Source organism: Vagococcus allomyrinae (assembly GCF_017829975.1).
Taxonomy (GTDB): Bacteria; Bacillota; Bacilli; order Lactobacillales; family Vagococcaceae; genus Vagococcus_D; species Vagococcus_D allomyrinae.
This window is the reverse complement of record NZ_JAEEGA010000006.1, coordinates 58,828-74,424: the sequence shown is the minus strand read 5'-3', so window position 1 is coordinate 74,424 and position 15,597 is coordinate 58,828. Positions and strand designations below refer to the sequence as shown.

The following is a 15,597-nucleotide window of genomic DNA, read 5'->3' as shown; positions in this document are numbered from 1 at the left end:
CCTTTCTTATCCTTTAACCCCACCAACCGTCAGCCCTGCAATAAATTGTTTTTGATTTAACATAAAAACAATGATGATCGGAATGATCGACATAACAGACCCTGCAAAAACAATATCGTAATTATTGCCATAAGGTGTCATATACGTCATCAAGCCTGCTGGCAACATGAGATTTTCGTCTGATCGTAAGACGATCATCGGCCATAAATAGTTATTCCAAACATTCATCGACGTCAGAATCGCCATGGCTCCAAAAGCTGGCTTCATCATCGGCGCATAAATATTCCAAAATATGCGAAACTCACCACAGCCGTCAATCTTGGCCGCATCTGCATATTCTTTTGATAAACCAATGGCATACTGCCTAAAAAAGAAGATGGTGGCAGGAGGCACAATCCCCGGTAAAATAACCCCCAAATAGGTATCCATTAACCCTAAATTCGTGATTAATTTATAGAGAGGGATCAATAAGATATCATTTGGCACCATCATCATGACGAGGACCATTCCAAAAATAAGCTGACGGCCTTTAAAATCATAAAGAGCCAAGCCATACCCGACCATTGAACACAACACTAATACCACAACGGTTTGAATAAAGGTAATCACGACACTGTTTTTAAACCAGACCCAATAAATCCCTTCATTATGAGTAAATAACAATTTGTAATTATCCAAATCAGCCACTTTGAAATCAATCTTCAATGTGAGACCTTTAGAAAAAATCAGTGACGCATCTTGCAAAGAGGAAATAATCAAAAACATAAAAGGAATAAAGACCAGCAACCCGACAACTAATAAAAAGAGCAATGTAGCCAAGCCAACCGGACTAAAACGACGTTGTATTTTCATTAGTTATCCTCCTTGAAAAGTCCTGTTAATTTAATCTGAACCCCATTAAAGGTCACCACAATTAAGAACATCACTACGCCTAAAGCACACGCATAACCATAATCCCCTTGCTCAAACGCGAATTTATAAATCATCGTCACTAAGGTTGTCCCAATATTATTAGGAGAAGCCGTCCCCCAATACACATAGGACTCATTAAATAATGAGAAGCCTGCCAAAATCGAGATTGTCAGAACATAAACCGTGATCGGCTTTAACAGAGGCACTGTGATATTCTTGAACTTTTGAAAAGTGCTCGCTCCGTCCACATCCGCTGATTCATACAATTCAACTGGAATCCCTTGTAGCCCAGAAAGAAAATAGATCATGTTAACCCCTAACCAACGCCAAACACAAATAATAATCAAGGCAAACATCCCCGTGCTAGAGCCGTTTAACCAGTTAACAGGCCCCACGCCAAAGTGACTTAAAAAGGTATTAAAAACCCCCGTTGGCTGCTTGCTAAAAGCAAATTTGAAGACAATCCCAATAATCACAGAAGAGGTTAAGACTGGCATAAAATACAAGGAACGAAAGAAAGATTTAAACGGCGTTCCCTGATAATTCATGACAATGGCGACTAACATCGGAAACGGAATCAATATTAAGCAGGTCCAAAATGTATAGCGTAAAACATTCCACAACGCTTTATAAAAAACCGGGTCTTTGATTAATCTGATATAATTATCCAAGCCAATCAGCGTCACATCGTCAAAGCCATTCACTTCTTGAAAACTCATTTTAAAGGCGTCAAAAAGAGGATACATGGAAAAAAAGATAAAAATTAAGATAAATGGCGCTACGAATAGGTAAGGTGCAATTTTTTGTTGATTAAACGCTTTTTTGCTCATCATAATCTCCTTTCACTTACATAAAAGACAAGCTGCACTCTACTGCCTCAGCACAGCTTTGCCTGCTATTTAGCGTTAACTGCTTTGTCTACTTTGGCTAAGGCCTCTTTTGGCGTTTCATTGTTTTCTTCTAAGGTGTTAGGGAAAACATCTGTGCCTATTTTATCTGAAACAGTGGCATAAAGAGGATCCGTCCAACTGATCGTGCCGATCTCATCACTCACTTCAGCTAAAACATCAAAGATATTGGTGCCAAAATAATTGGTAAATTTATTTTCCGCGCGCAACTCATCAGACTCCCAGACATCTGTTCTAATTGGGTCAAATCCCAATTCATTCCAAATGTTGATGGCCCCTTCTTTGCTGGCTTTGGCATAAACGATAAATTTCTTAGCCAACTCTTTATTACTTGCTTGGTTGGTGACAACGGTGGCAGTCCCACCAATCCCAGCCGAACGGTCATCTCCTTCATTGAAGATTGGCAATGGGGTGATTTTAATTTTCCCGCTTAAGTCTGGCATATAATCCACCATCCGACTCATGTACCAAATCGGGTAAACCACAGCAGCTGACTGCCCTTCGTTAAATGTGGGGAAAAATTCTTCTGTGTCATTAAAACCACCGGCTGATTTACCAGCGACTTTACTGTCATAAATAAGGCCTTGTAAATAATCCAGCGCACGAACGCTAGCTTCATTGGCTAAATCCGACTTCCCCTCTTGAATAATATCCGAATGTTGTTGGGTGACCATCAAGTAATATTGGGTGGCATTAGTAGTATTTAAATCCGTAATGGGTTTCCCGGTTTTTTCTTTAACCACTTTACCAGCCGCTTCAAAATCCGCCCAAGTCTTGATGTCATCGGGATTAATGCCCGCTTCATCCATAATCTCCATATTATAGAAGACCACTGAGGAGCCCACATGATAATCCAAACCTAAAACGTTGCCGTCTACTGTAAAATTATCCAGTCTGGAGGTAACTAAGACATCCTTAATATCTGCTATCTCGTCATTAAATGATTCCAAGGGAACTTTGTTGCCTTTTGTCATGGAAGAAAACTTGCCAATTTCAATATCAGAAATATCGGGAGCACCTGATCCAGAAGTCAATGCCACCTGCAGTTTTTGATGCATTTGATCATAAGCTAAAACATTGGTTTTAAGTTCAATCTGTTCATCAGGATTTTCTTTATTCCAAGAAGTCGCCGCATCATTAAAAAATTTAGCATGCTGCTCAACAAAGGTCCACATCTCCAATTTAGTTTTACCATCGCTGGTTTTGGCACTTTCCTTTTTCTTGCCACACCCGCCAATCAATAACAATAGAACTAATACGCTTACAATAACTTTAATTTTTTTAGTCATGTCCATATCCTCCATTATTTGACTTTACATCTAATAACATTCCAAGAAAGTGGTGCTAAAACAGCTTCTAAGGTGTTTTCAGTTATTTGGTAATCATTGCTGATACTTGGTTTTACTGCTTGTTTCTCTTTGGTATTGACCTCCTTAATATCAAACCCTGCCATTTGGCTGAACTCAACCACCGTCAGATCAGTGAAATCGCGAGCGTCGACTGACAAAGTTAAACTTTCATCCAGGGAACGATTCACTGCAAAAATCACGAGTTCCGAGGCCTCTTCATTGTGAATAATAACTGATTCTAAATACGGGACTTCTGCAAATTGGTCGGTTGCATAACTAGGACAATCGATTTGGGGCAATAAGACATTCCCCCTGCCAAAAGTCGATAATTGCATAAATGGATAAAAAATGGTTTGTTTCCAAGCAGGTCCCTCTTTTTCGGTCATAATCGGCGCAATCACATTGACTAATTGGGCCAGACAAGCGATTTTAACCCGGTCCGCATTTTTCACAAGGGTAATCAACATACATCCCAAAACTAACGCGTCTTCAAAGTTGTAGACATCTTCAAGAATATGAGGTGCCACTTGCCATGGTTCATTGCTCTCATCTTTTTCATTTGAATGGTACCAGATATTCCACTCGTCAAAAGACAGGTTCAATTGCTTATCACTTCTCTTTTTGGCTTTGATGTAATCACAAATGGCCGCCACACTTTTAATATAACGATCCATGTCAATCGATTGAGCCAAATAATTCTCAATGTTGTTCTCATGATTCCCATAATATTGATGTAAAGATAAATAATCCACATGCTCATAGGCATGTTCCAACACTTCTGCCTCCCATGAAGCAAATGTTGGCATCTTACTATTAGAACTACCGCAGACCACTAACTCAATCGAGTCATCAACTAACTTCATCGCTTTAGCCGTTTCTTCTGCCAGCCGACCGTACTCTTCAGCCGTTTTATGACCAATTTGCCAAGGGCCATCCATCTCATTTCCTAAACACCAGGTTTTAATCTTAAAGGGTTCTGCTTGTCCGTTCTTTCGTCTAAGATTGCTCCACTCTGAATCACCAGCAAAATTACAATATTCCACTAAGTTTCTGGCAGCATCAACTCCGCGAGTCCCTAAATTGACAGCCATATTGACTTCGGCATTAACGGTTTTAGCCCATCCCATAAACTCGTGAATCCCAATTTCATTGGTTTCCACAGTTCGCCAAGCCAAATCCAACCGTTTAGGACGTTGGGAAACCTCACCAACACCATCTTCCCAATTATAACCCGATAGAAAATTCCCTCCTGGGTAACGGATCAGCGGAACATTTAGTTCACTCACTAAGGCCTTAACATCTTCTCTAAAGCCTTTTGAATCGCTATTTGTGTGACCGGGCTCATAAATCCCCTCATAGACACACCTCCCCATATGCTCCACAAAGGAACCATAAATCCTTGGATCAACCTTTGACACGATAAAATCTTTCGATACCGTTACTTTTGATTTCATGCAATACCTCCTCAGTAATGATAATACGAATTATAATATCTTTTGCAATCGCTGTCAATAAGTTTTATGTTAATTTATTTCATTTATATTCTTATTAATTAACATATCTATTAATATATAACTCAAAAAACACCTTCTATTTACATAAATAAATATAAATGTTAATATACAATTAATATCGAATGATAGGAGAATGCCAGATGCAACTAGATATAACAAATGATTCTTTAAAAGTATATGAGGCCTTAGCCAGTGACGTCAGACTAGCGATTATCAGACTGTTAGCTACCAGTAAAATGAACATCAAAGAAATTGCGCAAGAACTTGATTTAAGTAGTCCTATCATCACCATGCACATCAAAAAACTAGAAGAAGCTGGCATTATTAAAACTGAGAAAGTCAAGCAAAACAAGATCTCAAGTCTAAAAGTCGATAATATTGAGATCTGCTTTCCCAAAAAAATTTTCAAAGCTTTCGATACTTATCGATCTTCCATCCCCGTTGGTCATTATACAGATTATTTGGTTGAACCCACTTGCGGACTGGCCTCTGTTAACGAGTTTATCGGCAAAGTTGATGAGCCCAAATATTTTATGGACCCACGCCGCATGGATGCTAGCATCCTTTGGTTTACCAAAGGATTCGTGGAATACCGTACGCCCAATTTTTTATCCCAAAGCGACACCTTAGAAATGATTGATATTTCCTTAGAGCTTTGTTCCGAGTTTCCTTTTTCCAACGATGTCTGGCCTTCGGATATCACCTTCTCATTAAACGGCTGTGAGCTGGGAACTTGGACCAGTCCAGGTGACTTTGCCGATACACGAGGAAAATTTACGCCAGACTGGTACCCAGATAAAAACAATCAATACGGTTTACTCAAAACCATTAGAATAACCAATCACGGTTGTTACATGGATGGGGATTCCTTATCTGATATCAGCACATCAGACATCGACTTTGCCGCAGAAACATGGACATTTAAAATAGAAGTCAAAGAGGACGCCGACAATGTTGGTGGTTGTACCTTATTTGGCAAAGGTTTTGGGAATCATGATCAAGACATTGACTTCAACGTTTATTACAGCTAAAATCATTCGGACATCCACAGGGAGCTAAGCTGCTATACACGACAAAAAAACTCAGCCATCTTCGATTGGCTGAGTTTTTTTTCGTTACAAGTTGTCTTTCAACGTCACTTTTTTTTACTTTTTTTATGTTTTTTCGTTTTTCTCACTGGTTTTTCTGGCGCTGTCACCTGAGTTACTTTTTTTCTAATTTGTTTAACATGTCTTTTTAACACTTTATAATCACGACCATTAGTTAAAGAAACTAAACGAACGGTGATTGGCATCAACAACCAAGTCCAAAATAATAATCGGGAAATTTTTGGCCCTTGTTCTGCCAACCACTTAGATTTATTAGGACCTTCAATTAGAAAAACAACAACGAAACGCGTGCTGTCTCGTAAAAGAGCAAAAAGTAGGATCGCGATAGTTATCCCTAAAGGTATAATCAATAATTTCAAATAATTTAAGACAGGGTATTCTTCAAATAAATATTTGAGAACAAACCACCAGATAGCTGGATAAAGGGCAAACCAAAGAAGGACTTCTAAAATAATAACAATCATATTAACCTTTTTCCTTCCCTCCGTATAGTTAGTTCATTTCAATAATCACCCATTAATAAAACGGAAACCAGATTACGCTCTCCCATAAACTAATTAAAATTGACAATTATCAAAAGTTCCAGCTATAATCATACCTCATAATTAAGAAGAAATGATAGTCAAAATTTGAATTTATTGCTTTTTTTCATTAATTATATGTTTTTACACGCTTTTTCAAATCAATCAAAAACAGCATTCTTCTAGGAAGAACACTGTTTTTGCCCTCTATTCATCTGGTGCTTCAATCGCAGGCGACTCGCTTTCTTCGTATAAACTGGACTTGTCACGGTACCAATCAAATAAATGAGTGACCACTACTTTGATCGCCGCATAACCAGGAATCCCAACGATCACGCCAACGACACCGAATAGTTTGCCGGCTGTTAACAAGACAAAGATGATGGTAATTGGGTGAATTTTTAGCTGGCTGCCTAACACTAAAGGTGAGACAAAGCGCCCTTCAATCACCTGTTCAATAATAAAGACGATAATGACCTTAATCAACATGGATGGCCCGACAACCAAGCCTAAAATAATCGCTGGAATCGTCGCTAAAAATGAGCCTAAGTAAGGAATCAAATTCAAAAATCCAGCTAAAATCCCTAAGGTAATACTATAATCCAAGCCAATCAAGCTAAAACCAATCACAAACATGACCGCTACAGCAAAAGCCACAGTCAACTGACCACGGATGTATTGAGAAACTTGGTTATTAATATCAATTAAGACTTTTGTCGTCGGTTTGCGGGCTTTCGTAGGCAAGAAATTTACAAAGTAAGACATCATGTCCTTGCCATCTTTCAGTAAATAGAAGAGGATGAAAGGCGTTGTAATGACGGTGATAAAGACATTCGCCACCGTACCAATAAAACTGCCAATCCCTTCAAAGGTTGTTTTAGAAAGGTTTTTCACGATGTTCCCAATACTATCAAACAAACTTTCACTAATTTTTTCCAACTGATCCACATACTGGTCAAACATTGGATGACCTAACCACTTCGTTGTTTGAGCTTCAATTGTTTTCCAGTAAGTTGGCCAATTGTTTAAGAAGCTCATTGTTTGCTCTTGAATTTTAGGCACTAAGATGATAATTCCCCAAGCCATTAAGGCAATAATCCCAATAAAAATGATGGTGATGGCCCAGACCCGTTTGATGCCTCGTTTCTCAAGCATGTTAACCAAGGGATTCAGGAAATAATAAAGAATGCCGGCAAAAACAATCGGAAAACCAACGATACCAAAAAATTGCCAAACTGGCGTAAATAAGTAAGATACTTTGGTAAAGACTAAAATAATCAAGAGACACAATAAGATGACGAGAAGTCCGGTCACAACTTGGTTGTTCAAAAACCATTTCCAAAACCAAGAGGATTTGCTGTGCTCATTTTCTTTTTTTTCCATAGTGACCTCCTAATAGTTAGTGATAAGTGATCGTTGAGCCTTCTGTGATCTGTGGCATCTCAAAAGGGGTCACATAGATAGCATTAACCAAACTATCCTCTGCTGGCGCGTCCTTGAAAACAACGGTCACATGACCAATTGAATTTAAGTGATTAATCGCAAGATGACCTACGTGAGTAATTGTATAGTCCTGTCTACCAAAAGAAATTTTCCCCCCTTCTTTTAGCTCAATCGGCTGACCTGCCGTTTTAAGATCTTGAATAATGGATACCTTTTTCAATTCCTCGGTAGCGTCATCGCCAAATAAAATTAACATCTTGTCTTTAGCATCGATTGCTTGAGAACCGATATGTCTAACAATTCCTTGTGTCATCTGTCTGCTCCTAACCTATTTTTCTATGGGAAGGGTCACTTTTATTAATTGTGTTACATAAATGCCACTTCTCTCCTTTTTAATTGTACCACAAACCAATTAATGAGAGGTGTTTAAGAATCAAAGTTTACTAATTCATTATTTTTCCAGCAACGAAAGAGCTAGCTCCGTCACTCAATCACTTCTGTCAAAAAAACAAATTACTTCACAAAAAACAAGAGATTGATTGTAGCCAATAGCTTTACCGTGTCAATCGAAAAATCTTTATGCTATACTTTGGTTATAAAGATTGAGAGGATGGCGTTTTATGTTAGAAAAAATCTTATTAGGGACTTATACCAAGAGAGAAAGTAAAGGGATTTATGAAATTTCTCTTGATACAGAAAAGCAGGCACTTGTAAACTTTAAACCAGTTATCACTGAAACAAATCCTACCTATGTTGGCGTTGGCAGTGATAATCACTTATATTCGATGACGATTGTTGATGGTGAAGGTGGGATGGCTGCCTATCAACCAGAAGCAAATGGTGGCTATAGCTTATTAAATGCGGTCACAGAAGAAGGCGCGCCGCCTTGTTATGTCGGCATCGACAATGAGCGCGGCTTAGTATTTGGCGCCAATTATCACAAAGGTCAAGTTTTATCTTATAAAATTCAAGCCGATGGCACGATCCAATTAGTCGATAAGATCCAACATGAAGGCAATGGACCTCATGAAAATCAAAAAGGCCCTCATGCTCACTACACCGATTTAACGCCTGACAAACGCCTCGTCGCTTGTGATCTAGGAACAGATGGCGTTTATACTTACGATATTGCAGCTGATGGCAAGCTGACAGAAGTGGCCGTTTACCACGCAACACCTGGAACTGGCCCTCGCCATTTAGTCTTTCACCCAAATGGCAAAATCGCTTATCTCTTTGGTGAATTAGCCAATACCGTGGTGACATTAAGCTACGATGCGGCAACTGGCAAATTTGAAACGTTGCACACTATTTCAACAATTCCCGCTGATTTTACCGACTTTAACGGTGGCGCAGCCATCCGCATTTCGCAAGATGGCAAATTTGTTTACGCCTCAAACCGTGGCCATGATTCAATCGCGGTCTTCCAAACAATTGACGATGGCAAAGCCTTAGAATTGAGCCAACTGATTTCATCTGAAGGTCATATTCCTCGCGATTTCGCCTTAAATAGCACTGACGAATTCGTCGTTGTTGCTCATCAAGAATCAGATAACTTGACTCTTTTCAGCCGTGACGCTGCAACCGGTCACTTAACATTGATTCAAAAAGATGTGTTCGCACCAGAATGTGTCTGTACTTACTTCGTTAAATAATGAAAACAAGCTGGGACATAAAGTCGTTTTGCTCCGAGCAATCTCGAAGAACCCGAATAATCGGCTTTTTCGATTGCTCGGGTTTTGAGAAATTGCCGAGAGAGCAGACTTTTGGAGCGCGTCTATCTCACAATGTTCGTAAAAGTATCGGAGGCTGGGACTATTGTCCTAGCCTCTTTTTCTATAGCTAGATAATTCCCACTAAAGAGTCACTACGTAGGCTTCGCTCTCAACCAATTCTAAGTACTAAATTTGAAGGCTGCTCCCGTTCATCTTTCAGCGGAAGCAAAGCTGAAAGTCCCCCTTTTGACTGAGGTTTATTTCTGTCGCCCCATGTCTGATTATTTTACAGGATGTAGATAGCCTCATGACTTAGTCTTTAATCGTGATTAACGACTGGCCCGTGGTGGCAGTTGTTGCCGTAGTTAGCTCAACACGATAATCAGCGCCATTGGTTATGACGACAGGCGTCACCACACTGTAGCCCTCGGCCTTAATTTTATCAATATCGAAACGTACTAAGAGGTCGCCTGCCCCAACGGTTTCCCCAGATTTAACAAAGGCCTCAAAGCCCTGCCCCTTAAGTTCAACCGTATCCATGCCAATATGCAATAACACTTCTACACCCTCATCAGAAGTTAAACCAACCGCATGTCCAGTAGGAAAAATGGTTGTCACTCGACCCGTCACGGGAGAACGCAATTCACCTTTGGTTGGGGTAATAGCCAGCCCTTGCCCCATAGCACCTGAAGAAAAAACTTCATCGTCTATCTCAGACAAGGGGCTAAGAGTACCATCTAAAGGGCTCAAAATGACTGCGTCGACTGCTTCAACTTGGGATGGCACAACTGCCGCCTCAACTTCTGGCATCACTGATCGTTGATTTGGCCCGCCAGCACTAACTAACTCTGGTTCTGTCAGATCTTCTTTAAAGCCGATCATATAAGCAAAGATAAATCCTAAAACCAAGCCAACACCTGCGGCGATAAATGACCCGTAAAAGGCCATGTCCATCCCTGTTTCAACATTGAGATAATTCGGAAAGGCAAAGATCCCCAAACCGCCATTGATATAAGATTTCGTTCCGAGTAGTCCGAGAATCCCGCCGCCAACCGCTCCAGCCGCACAGCTCGCATAAAAAGGCCGCTTAAGTGGTAGGGTTACCCCATAAATAGCTGGTTCTGTTACACCAAAAATCCCTGAAATAAATGCTGGAATTGCTAAAGACTTAGTCTTTTTGTTTTTAGTTTTCAAGTACACCGCGGCAACCGCCCCAGTTTGCGCAAAAGAACAAGCAAAACTTAAAACGACAATCATATCATAGCCGAGAACCTGTAAATTGCTCATCATAATCGGAATCAAGCCCCAATGCAAACCAAAGATGACAAAAACTTGCCAGAAGGCCCCAATAAAGACACCGGTCACCACTGGACTGAAATTATACAATAGCTCCGTCAATGCCCCAAGCAAATTCCCTGCCCAAGTTGCGACTGGCCCAATAATAAGAAACGTCAGTGGAACCATCACTAAAATCACACAAAAAGGCACTAAAAAGGTCCTAACGACGCTGGGAATTACCTTCGTGAAAAACCGCTCGACTTTAGAGGAAACGTAAACGGAAATAATGATTGGAATAACGGATGAGGCATAACTCATCATAATAACTGGCAAACCTAAAAACGTAATGTAGACAGGGGCCTCAAACAGCGTCCCGGAAAATAACGTATATAAGGGCTCAGCTCCTGCTCCCGCCATCGCCAATGGTGATAACCCGGCTATTGACGGATAGATCATCGCCGCGGCAATGGTCATGGCAATAAAAGGATTCGAACGGAATTTTTTAGCCGCATTATAACCTAAGAAAATCGGCAAGGCATTAAACATGGCGTCACCGGCGGCATTTAAAATAATAAACGTATTTTGGCCATCCACTAAGACGTTCATGGAAACCAACAGGGCAACCAAGCCTTTAATCATCCCCGTAGCCGCTAAAACGCCTAATGTTGGTGTGAAAATGCCTGAAATTAAATCAATAAAGCGATCAAATAAATTACCACTTGGTTCCGCATCTGAGATATCCATCGATTCTGTTTTAATATTGCCAGCCTTCACGACGGCATTAAAGACTTCGTCCACATGATTGCCAATAACAACTTGATACTGTCCACCGCTTTGCATCACCGTGACAATGCCGTCCAGTCCCTTAAGCTTTTCCGTCTGTGCCTTACTTTCATTCTCCAACTTAAATCGCAAGCGCGTCACACAGTGAAAGACACTTTTGACATTGTCCTCCCCGCCAACACCGGCAATAATTTCTTTAGCCAATTCTTCATACTTCATATCTCTTTATCCTCCTTCTTTCACTGACTAGCTAACATAGTAAACAACAAAAAAACCTAAACTGACATAAACATGGAGACAGTTGCTCCATATCTATGTCAGCTTAGGTTATGCCCTCTAATGGTAACAGTCCTATTTCTGACAAATCCATTCTATCAGATTTACCTAATAATGTAAACCTTTTCTTTAACTATTCATCATCTACACTGGTCACGCGCCAAATGTGAATCGTTAGATAGAGGACTTCATTGCTTGTAATTTCCCAGTCTTCTTCCCGACGGACTTTTTCGCTGACCCCTAAGGCCACTTCGTAAGCTCGTCGGTATTTTTCTTTAATAATCATCATTAAATCACGGTCGAGTGAGCTGTCTTTCAAACTTTCATTGTTGATTTGACGAATGATAAAATACCGTAAGTGAGTCACAAAGCGAATATAATTGGTTGACTCTTCATCTAATTCAATCTGGTATTCATCGCTAACAAAAGTCATAATCATCCGCACAATCATGTTAATGCGATCAGATTGCTCCAGTTTTTCCTTACCATCTTGAGCATTCACATAATGCATGGTAATGAACGTTTCTTCACTCTTTGGCAAATTTATTCCTAGACGCTGGTTTAAATAACCAATGGATTGGACCGCTGCTTGATATTCCTTCGGATACAACCGTTTGGTTTCCCATTTTAAGGGAGCAGAATACTCAATCCCTTCACTTGTTCGCTTTAAAGCAAAATTAATATGATCCAACAACGTAATATAGTTTTTGTCCTTTAACTTTACCCCAATCACCAGCTCCGCTTCATGAATCATCTCATTGACCGCTTCGATTAATTCTGCGTCCATACTAAAAATAGTTTGAACGATATAGGAAAAATCCTGAGAGGGTTCCGCTAAAAACCGACGCTCAATTTCACTGGTCACAATTTTATCCCCTGGTCGTTTGCCAAAACTGATCCCTTTGCCAATGACAATCCATTCCTTCTCCTCATTATCAATGACCATCGCAACATTGTTGTTGAACTTTTTTAAATAATTCATGATGGCCTCCTTACTTGTTTTTTCTCTCTAATCATATACTACAAAAAACAACGACTCAAGTTTTTTTAACTTGAGTCGTCATCAAAAATCTAGTGTAAAATTTTGCCTTCATGAAGATTTTCGTTTAATTTCTTAAAGAAGGGACGAAGTTTTGGATAAATCCAAACACCTAGCACGAAAAATCCTACCATGATCAAGCTTAAAATAATGATCGCCTTCCAGGCATTTGGCCAATAAATTCCGCCGACTGGTTCTCGCAAGAGATTGACAGCATGAGTAAAAGGCAGTAGCGGATTAATAAACTGGAAAAACTTCCCTGACATCTGAATCGGGTAGTTTCCTCCCCCGCCTGAGATGGAAAGCACTAAAATAATAATCGCCGCGCCTTTGCCCAAGTTGCCAAAAATCGCCACTAGGACATAGACCATCATCATAAAGGTAAAACCAACTAGTAAAGCAAACAAGATACTGTACAAAGGACTGACCGCGTATGTCCCAAGTAACCAGTGATTTCCCACACTGACGATTAAGGCTTGGAAAAAGCCAACAACTAAGTAAGTTCCCATTCTTGCCAAAAACTGTTGCCGTTTTGAGTATTTCTTTTTTTGCTCATCAGATAGTTGAAACTCTGTTGACGCAATACTTGAAAATAAGACGGCTCCCACCCAAAGACAAAGCGCTGTATAGAAAGGCGCACTGGCTGAGCCATTATTTGGAACTGGGTAAACATCTTTTTGATCAATCGTCACTGGATTTGAGATAAAATCACTTTCAGCATTGGCATCTGATTTTAACAATTTAACAATTTCTTTTAAGTCCACATCTTTTTGACCCTTACGAATCAACCCCGCCGCCTTGTGAACACCGCTGCGAATGTTGGGCCAGTCATCTTGAATCATTGTTGTGGCTGTATTTAATGCCTCTTCTACTTGTGGCATTTTTTGATTAACCATTTCCAAAGTCTTTGTTAAATCCGCTTCGATTTTAGGCAAATCATTTTCAACAAACGTCGCTGCTTTGTTGAGTTTCGTTGCCAATTCCGGCAAATCATTTTGATACAAATCAGCCGCTTTATTGATGCCACTGACAATCGTCGTCATATTGCCATTAAGAATTTCATTGGCAGTGTGGATTTCCTGTTTAACGGCTGGCAATTCAGCTTGGTATTTCTCTAAAAAAGTGATGGCCTGTGTTACCGTTTGGGTCGTATTGGTCAAGAGCGTGTCTAGTTGAGTGATTAACTGTTCATCGACCACTTTCCCTGTAATGTTTTTAGCAGATCCTAGAAGCTCTTGTAATTGAGCTAAAAGAGGGGCCACTTTGGCTTTAATCGCTTCTGGGGTGATGGTGCTCAAGGCATCTGCCAATGTCCCTGCTTCCTGACTAATCGTTGTTAAGTGTTGTTGCAACTCAGCTGATGACCAGCCGTCAATATTAGCAATCACATATTCAATGTCCCCTTGTAATTGCGGAATGCGACCTTGAGCTCCAACTAAGGTATCAATAATCGGTTGCAAGTCGGTACTGCCAGTCAATTCCTGAATCTGTTGCAACATTCCGACTGTGGAGCTGATCATTTGATCCAATGCACCTAAACTTGAATTTAAACTCGCCAAAGCCGCTTTGATTTCCGCTTTGCGTTCTGGTGTTAGCTCGTTGTCCCCCAGTAATTCTGCCAATTTTTGAGAACTGATTTGGACATCACGAGCAATGGCAGAGATAATTTGAAAACCAGTCCCAACACCTTCGGCTATTTCTGGCAACGCATTTTGGACTTCTTCAATACTAGCAGAAACCTCGGGAATCATCTGATTAGCAGTTTCTGCTAACTTTTGAACATCAGGTAAGACCGTCTGAGCTTTCTCGACGATTTCAACCCCTTTTTTCGCTTCACCGATAGCATCAGTCATAATCCCAACGAGATCATCAAAGTCTTCGTCAATCGTTTTGATTTGACGTCCTGCATTTTCAATCTCAGGGATTTTTTCTTGCAATGTTAAAATCATTTTGCCTGATTCTTTAATTTGAGGCATTAGCTTATTAACCTCAATTAATTTATCCCCCATCTTGTTAACTTCAGGGATGTATTTGATAAATTCATTGGCCTTTTCCAGTTTTTCCTTGTACTCTGGCATCTTTTTATTTAACTCGACTACTTCTTTCGTATAGCCATCAATTTTATCTAAATTATCATCCAGCAAAATCACCTTGCTGGTAATTTTATTAATACTGGCCATATTGGAGTCCAAATCATAACCTAATTCATTAAAAGTTTTCAGTAAAGTTTCGCTAACAGTCCCAACAAACTCTTTACTGATGGTATCTTTAATAGTGTTGGCCCCTTTGTCGGTAATCTTAGGCGCAATCGCATTGATTTTTTGGTTCACACTATACTTTATTTCTGGCTTTTGAATATCACCATCAATAAAGCTCACTAAGTTAGCTGAAAAGTTTTCAGGTAGATAAATCCCGCCAAAAAATTCACCACTTTTAACGCCTTTGTCCAATTCCGCTTTAGAATCAACGAACCGCCAACCAACTGTTTTATTTTTTTTGAGGCTCGTCACTATCTGATCGCCAATATTGACTTCTTTGTCCAGCACAGTGACTGTTTTATCTTCCGAAAAAACGGCTATTGAAATATCTTTCGTATTCGAATAAGGATCCCAAAGGGCCGCTATGTTAAACCAAGCGTATAAAGATGGGATGATCATGAGGGCAATAATTAATAACAACGTTAATTTGTTGTGAAATATCCGTTGCCAATCTAATTTAAATAATTCACCTGTCTGTTTGAGACTCTTTTTCAT

The 15,597-nt window shown here is 39.9% G+C and carries 12 protein-coding genes; 2 read left to right on the top strand and 10 right to left on the bottom strand.

Features of this window, described 5'->3' with window-relative positions:
* Positions 1-6: 6 nt before the first annotated feature.
* The 4 genes from I6N95_RS10420 to arfA all read right to left on the bottom strand — a co-directional run bounded on the left by I6N95_RS10420 (position 7) and on the right by arfA (position 4,623).
* Entirely contained in the window at positions 7-852 is an 846-nt protein-coding gene (locus I6N95_RS10420; RefSeq protein WP_209527350.1) for a carbohydrate ABC transporter permease, read from the bottom strand.
* Positions 852-1,742, bottom strand: coding sequence for a carbohydrate ABC transporter permease (locus tag I6N95_RS10415; RefSeq protein ID WP_209527348.1), 891 nt, complete (start codon positions 1,740-1,742; stop codon positions 852-854). Before I6N95_RS10415 ends, I6N95_RS10420 begins: the two co-directional genes overlap by 1 nt.
* Before the next feature lie 65 nt (positions 1,743-1,807).
* Positions 1,808-3,109, bottom strand: a complete 1,302-nt coding sequence (locus tag I6N95_RS10410; RefSeq protein WP_209527346.1) for an ABC transporter substrate-binding protein — start codon at positions 3,107-3,109, stop codon at positions 1,808-1,810.
* A 14-nt stretch (positions 3,110-3,123) separates the two neighbouring features.
* Positions 3,124-4,623 carry an arabinosylfuranosidase ArfA gene (gene arfA, locus I6N95_RS10405; protein ID WP_209527344.1) on the bottom strand — a complete coding sequence of 500 codons (1,500 nt, stop codon included), beginning with the start codon at positions 4,621-4,623 and terminating at the stop codon, positions 3,124-3,126.
* A 200-nt stretch (positions 4,624-4,823) separates the two neighbouring features.
* On the opposite strand from arfA, the gene I6N95_RS10400 reads away from it, so the two are divergent.
* A complete protein-coding gene (locus I6N95_RS10400) occupies positions 4,824-5,714 on the top strand; it encodes an ArsR/SmtB family transcription factor (protein WP_209527342.1) in 891 nt (296 codons plus the stop codon).
* Between the two features lie 104 nt (positions 5,715-5,818).
* Here I6N95_RS10400 and I6N95_RS10395 read toward each other — a convergent pair whose 3' ends face one another.
* The 3 genes from I6N95_RS10395 to I6N95_RS10385 form a co-directional block, all read right to left on the bottom strand.
* Complete coding sequence (locus I6N95_RS10395) at positions 5,819-6,256, bottom strand: hypothetical protein (protein WP_209527340.1); 438 nt, start codon at positions 6,254-6,256, stop codon at positions 5,819-5,821.
* A gap of 264 nt (positions 6,257-6,520) precedes the next feature.
* Positions 6,521-7,696, bottom strand: a complete 1,176-nt coding sequence (locus I6N95_RS10390) for an AI-2E family transporter (protein ID WP_209527339.1) — start codon at positions 7,694-7,696, stop codon at positions 6,521-6,523.
* A 16-nt stretch (positions 7,697-7,712) separates the two neighbouring features.
* The gene (locus tag I6N95_RS10385; protein ID WP_209527337.1) at positions 7,713-8,069 is read right to left on the bottom strand and encodes a PTS glucitol/sorbitol transporter subunit IIA; all 357 of its coding nucleotides are present in this window, start codon (positions 8,067-8,069) and stop codon (positions 7,713-7,715) included.
* Positions 8,070-8,376: 307 nt separating this feature from the next.
* Between I6N95_RS10385 and I6N95_RS10380 the strand changes: the two genes are divergently transcribed.
* Positions 8,377-9,408, top strand: coding sequence for a lactonase family protein (locus tag I6N95_RS10380; protein ID WP_209527335.1), 1,032 nt, complete (start codon positions 8,377-8,379; stop codon positions 9,406-9,408).
* 372 nt (positions 9,409-9,780) lie between these two features.
* Here I6N95_RS10380 and I6N95_RS10375 read toward each other — a convergent pair whose 3' ends face one another.
* The 3 genes from I6N95_RS10375 to I6N95_RS10365 all read right to left on the bottom strand — a co-directional run bounded on the left by I6N95_RS10375 (position 9,781) and on the right by I6N95_RS10365 (position 15,597).
* Entirely contained in the window at positions 9,781-11,748 is a 1,968-nt protein-coding gene (locus I6N95_RS10375; protein WP_209527334.1) for a beta-glucoside-specific PTS transporter subunit IIABC, read from the bottom strand.
* Between the two features lie 190 nt (positions 11,749-11,938).
* On the bottom strand, positions 11,939-12,787 hold the full coding sequence (locus I6N95_RS10370) for a PRD domain-containing protein (protein ID WP_209527332.1): 849 nt from the start codon (positions 12,785-12,787) through the stop codon (positions 11,939-11,941).
* Positions 12,788-12,876: 89 nt separating this feature from the next.
* Positions 12,877-15,597, bottom strand: a complete 2,721-nt coding sequence (locus I6N95_RS10365) for a YhgE/Pip domain-containing protein (RefSeq protein WP_209527330.1) — start codon at positions 15,595-15,597, stop codon at positions 12,877-12,879.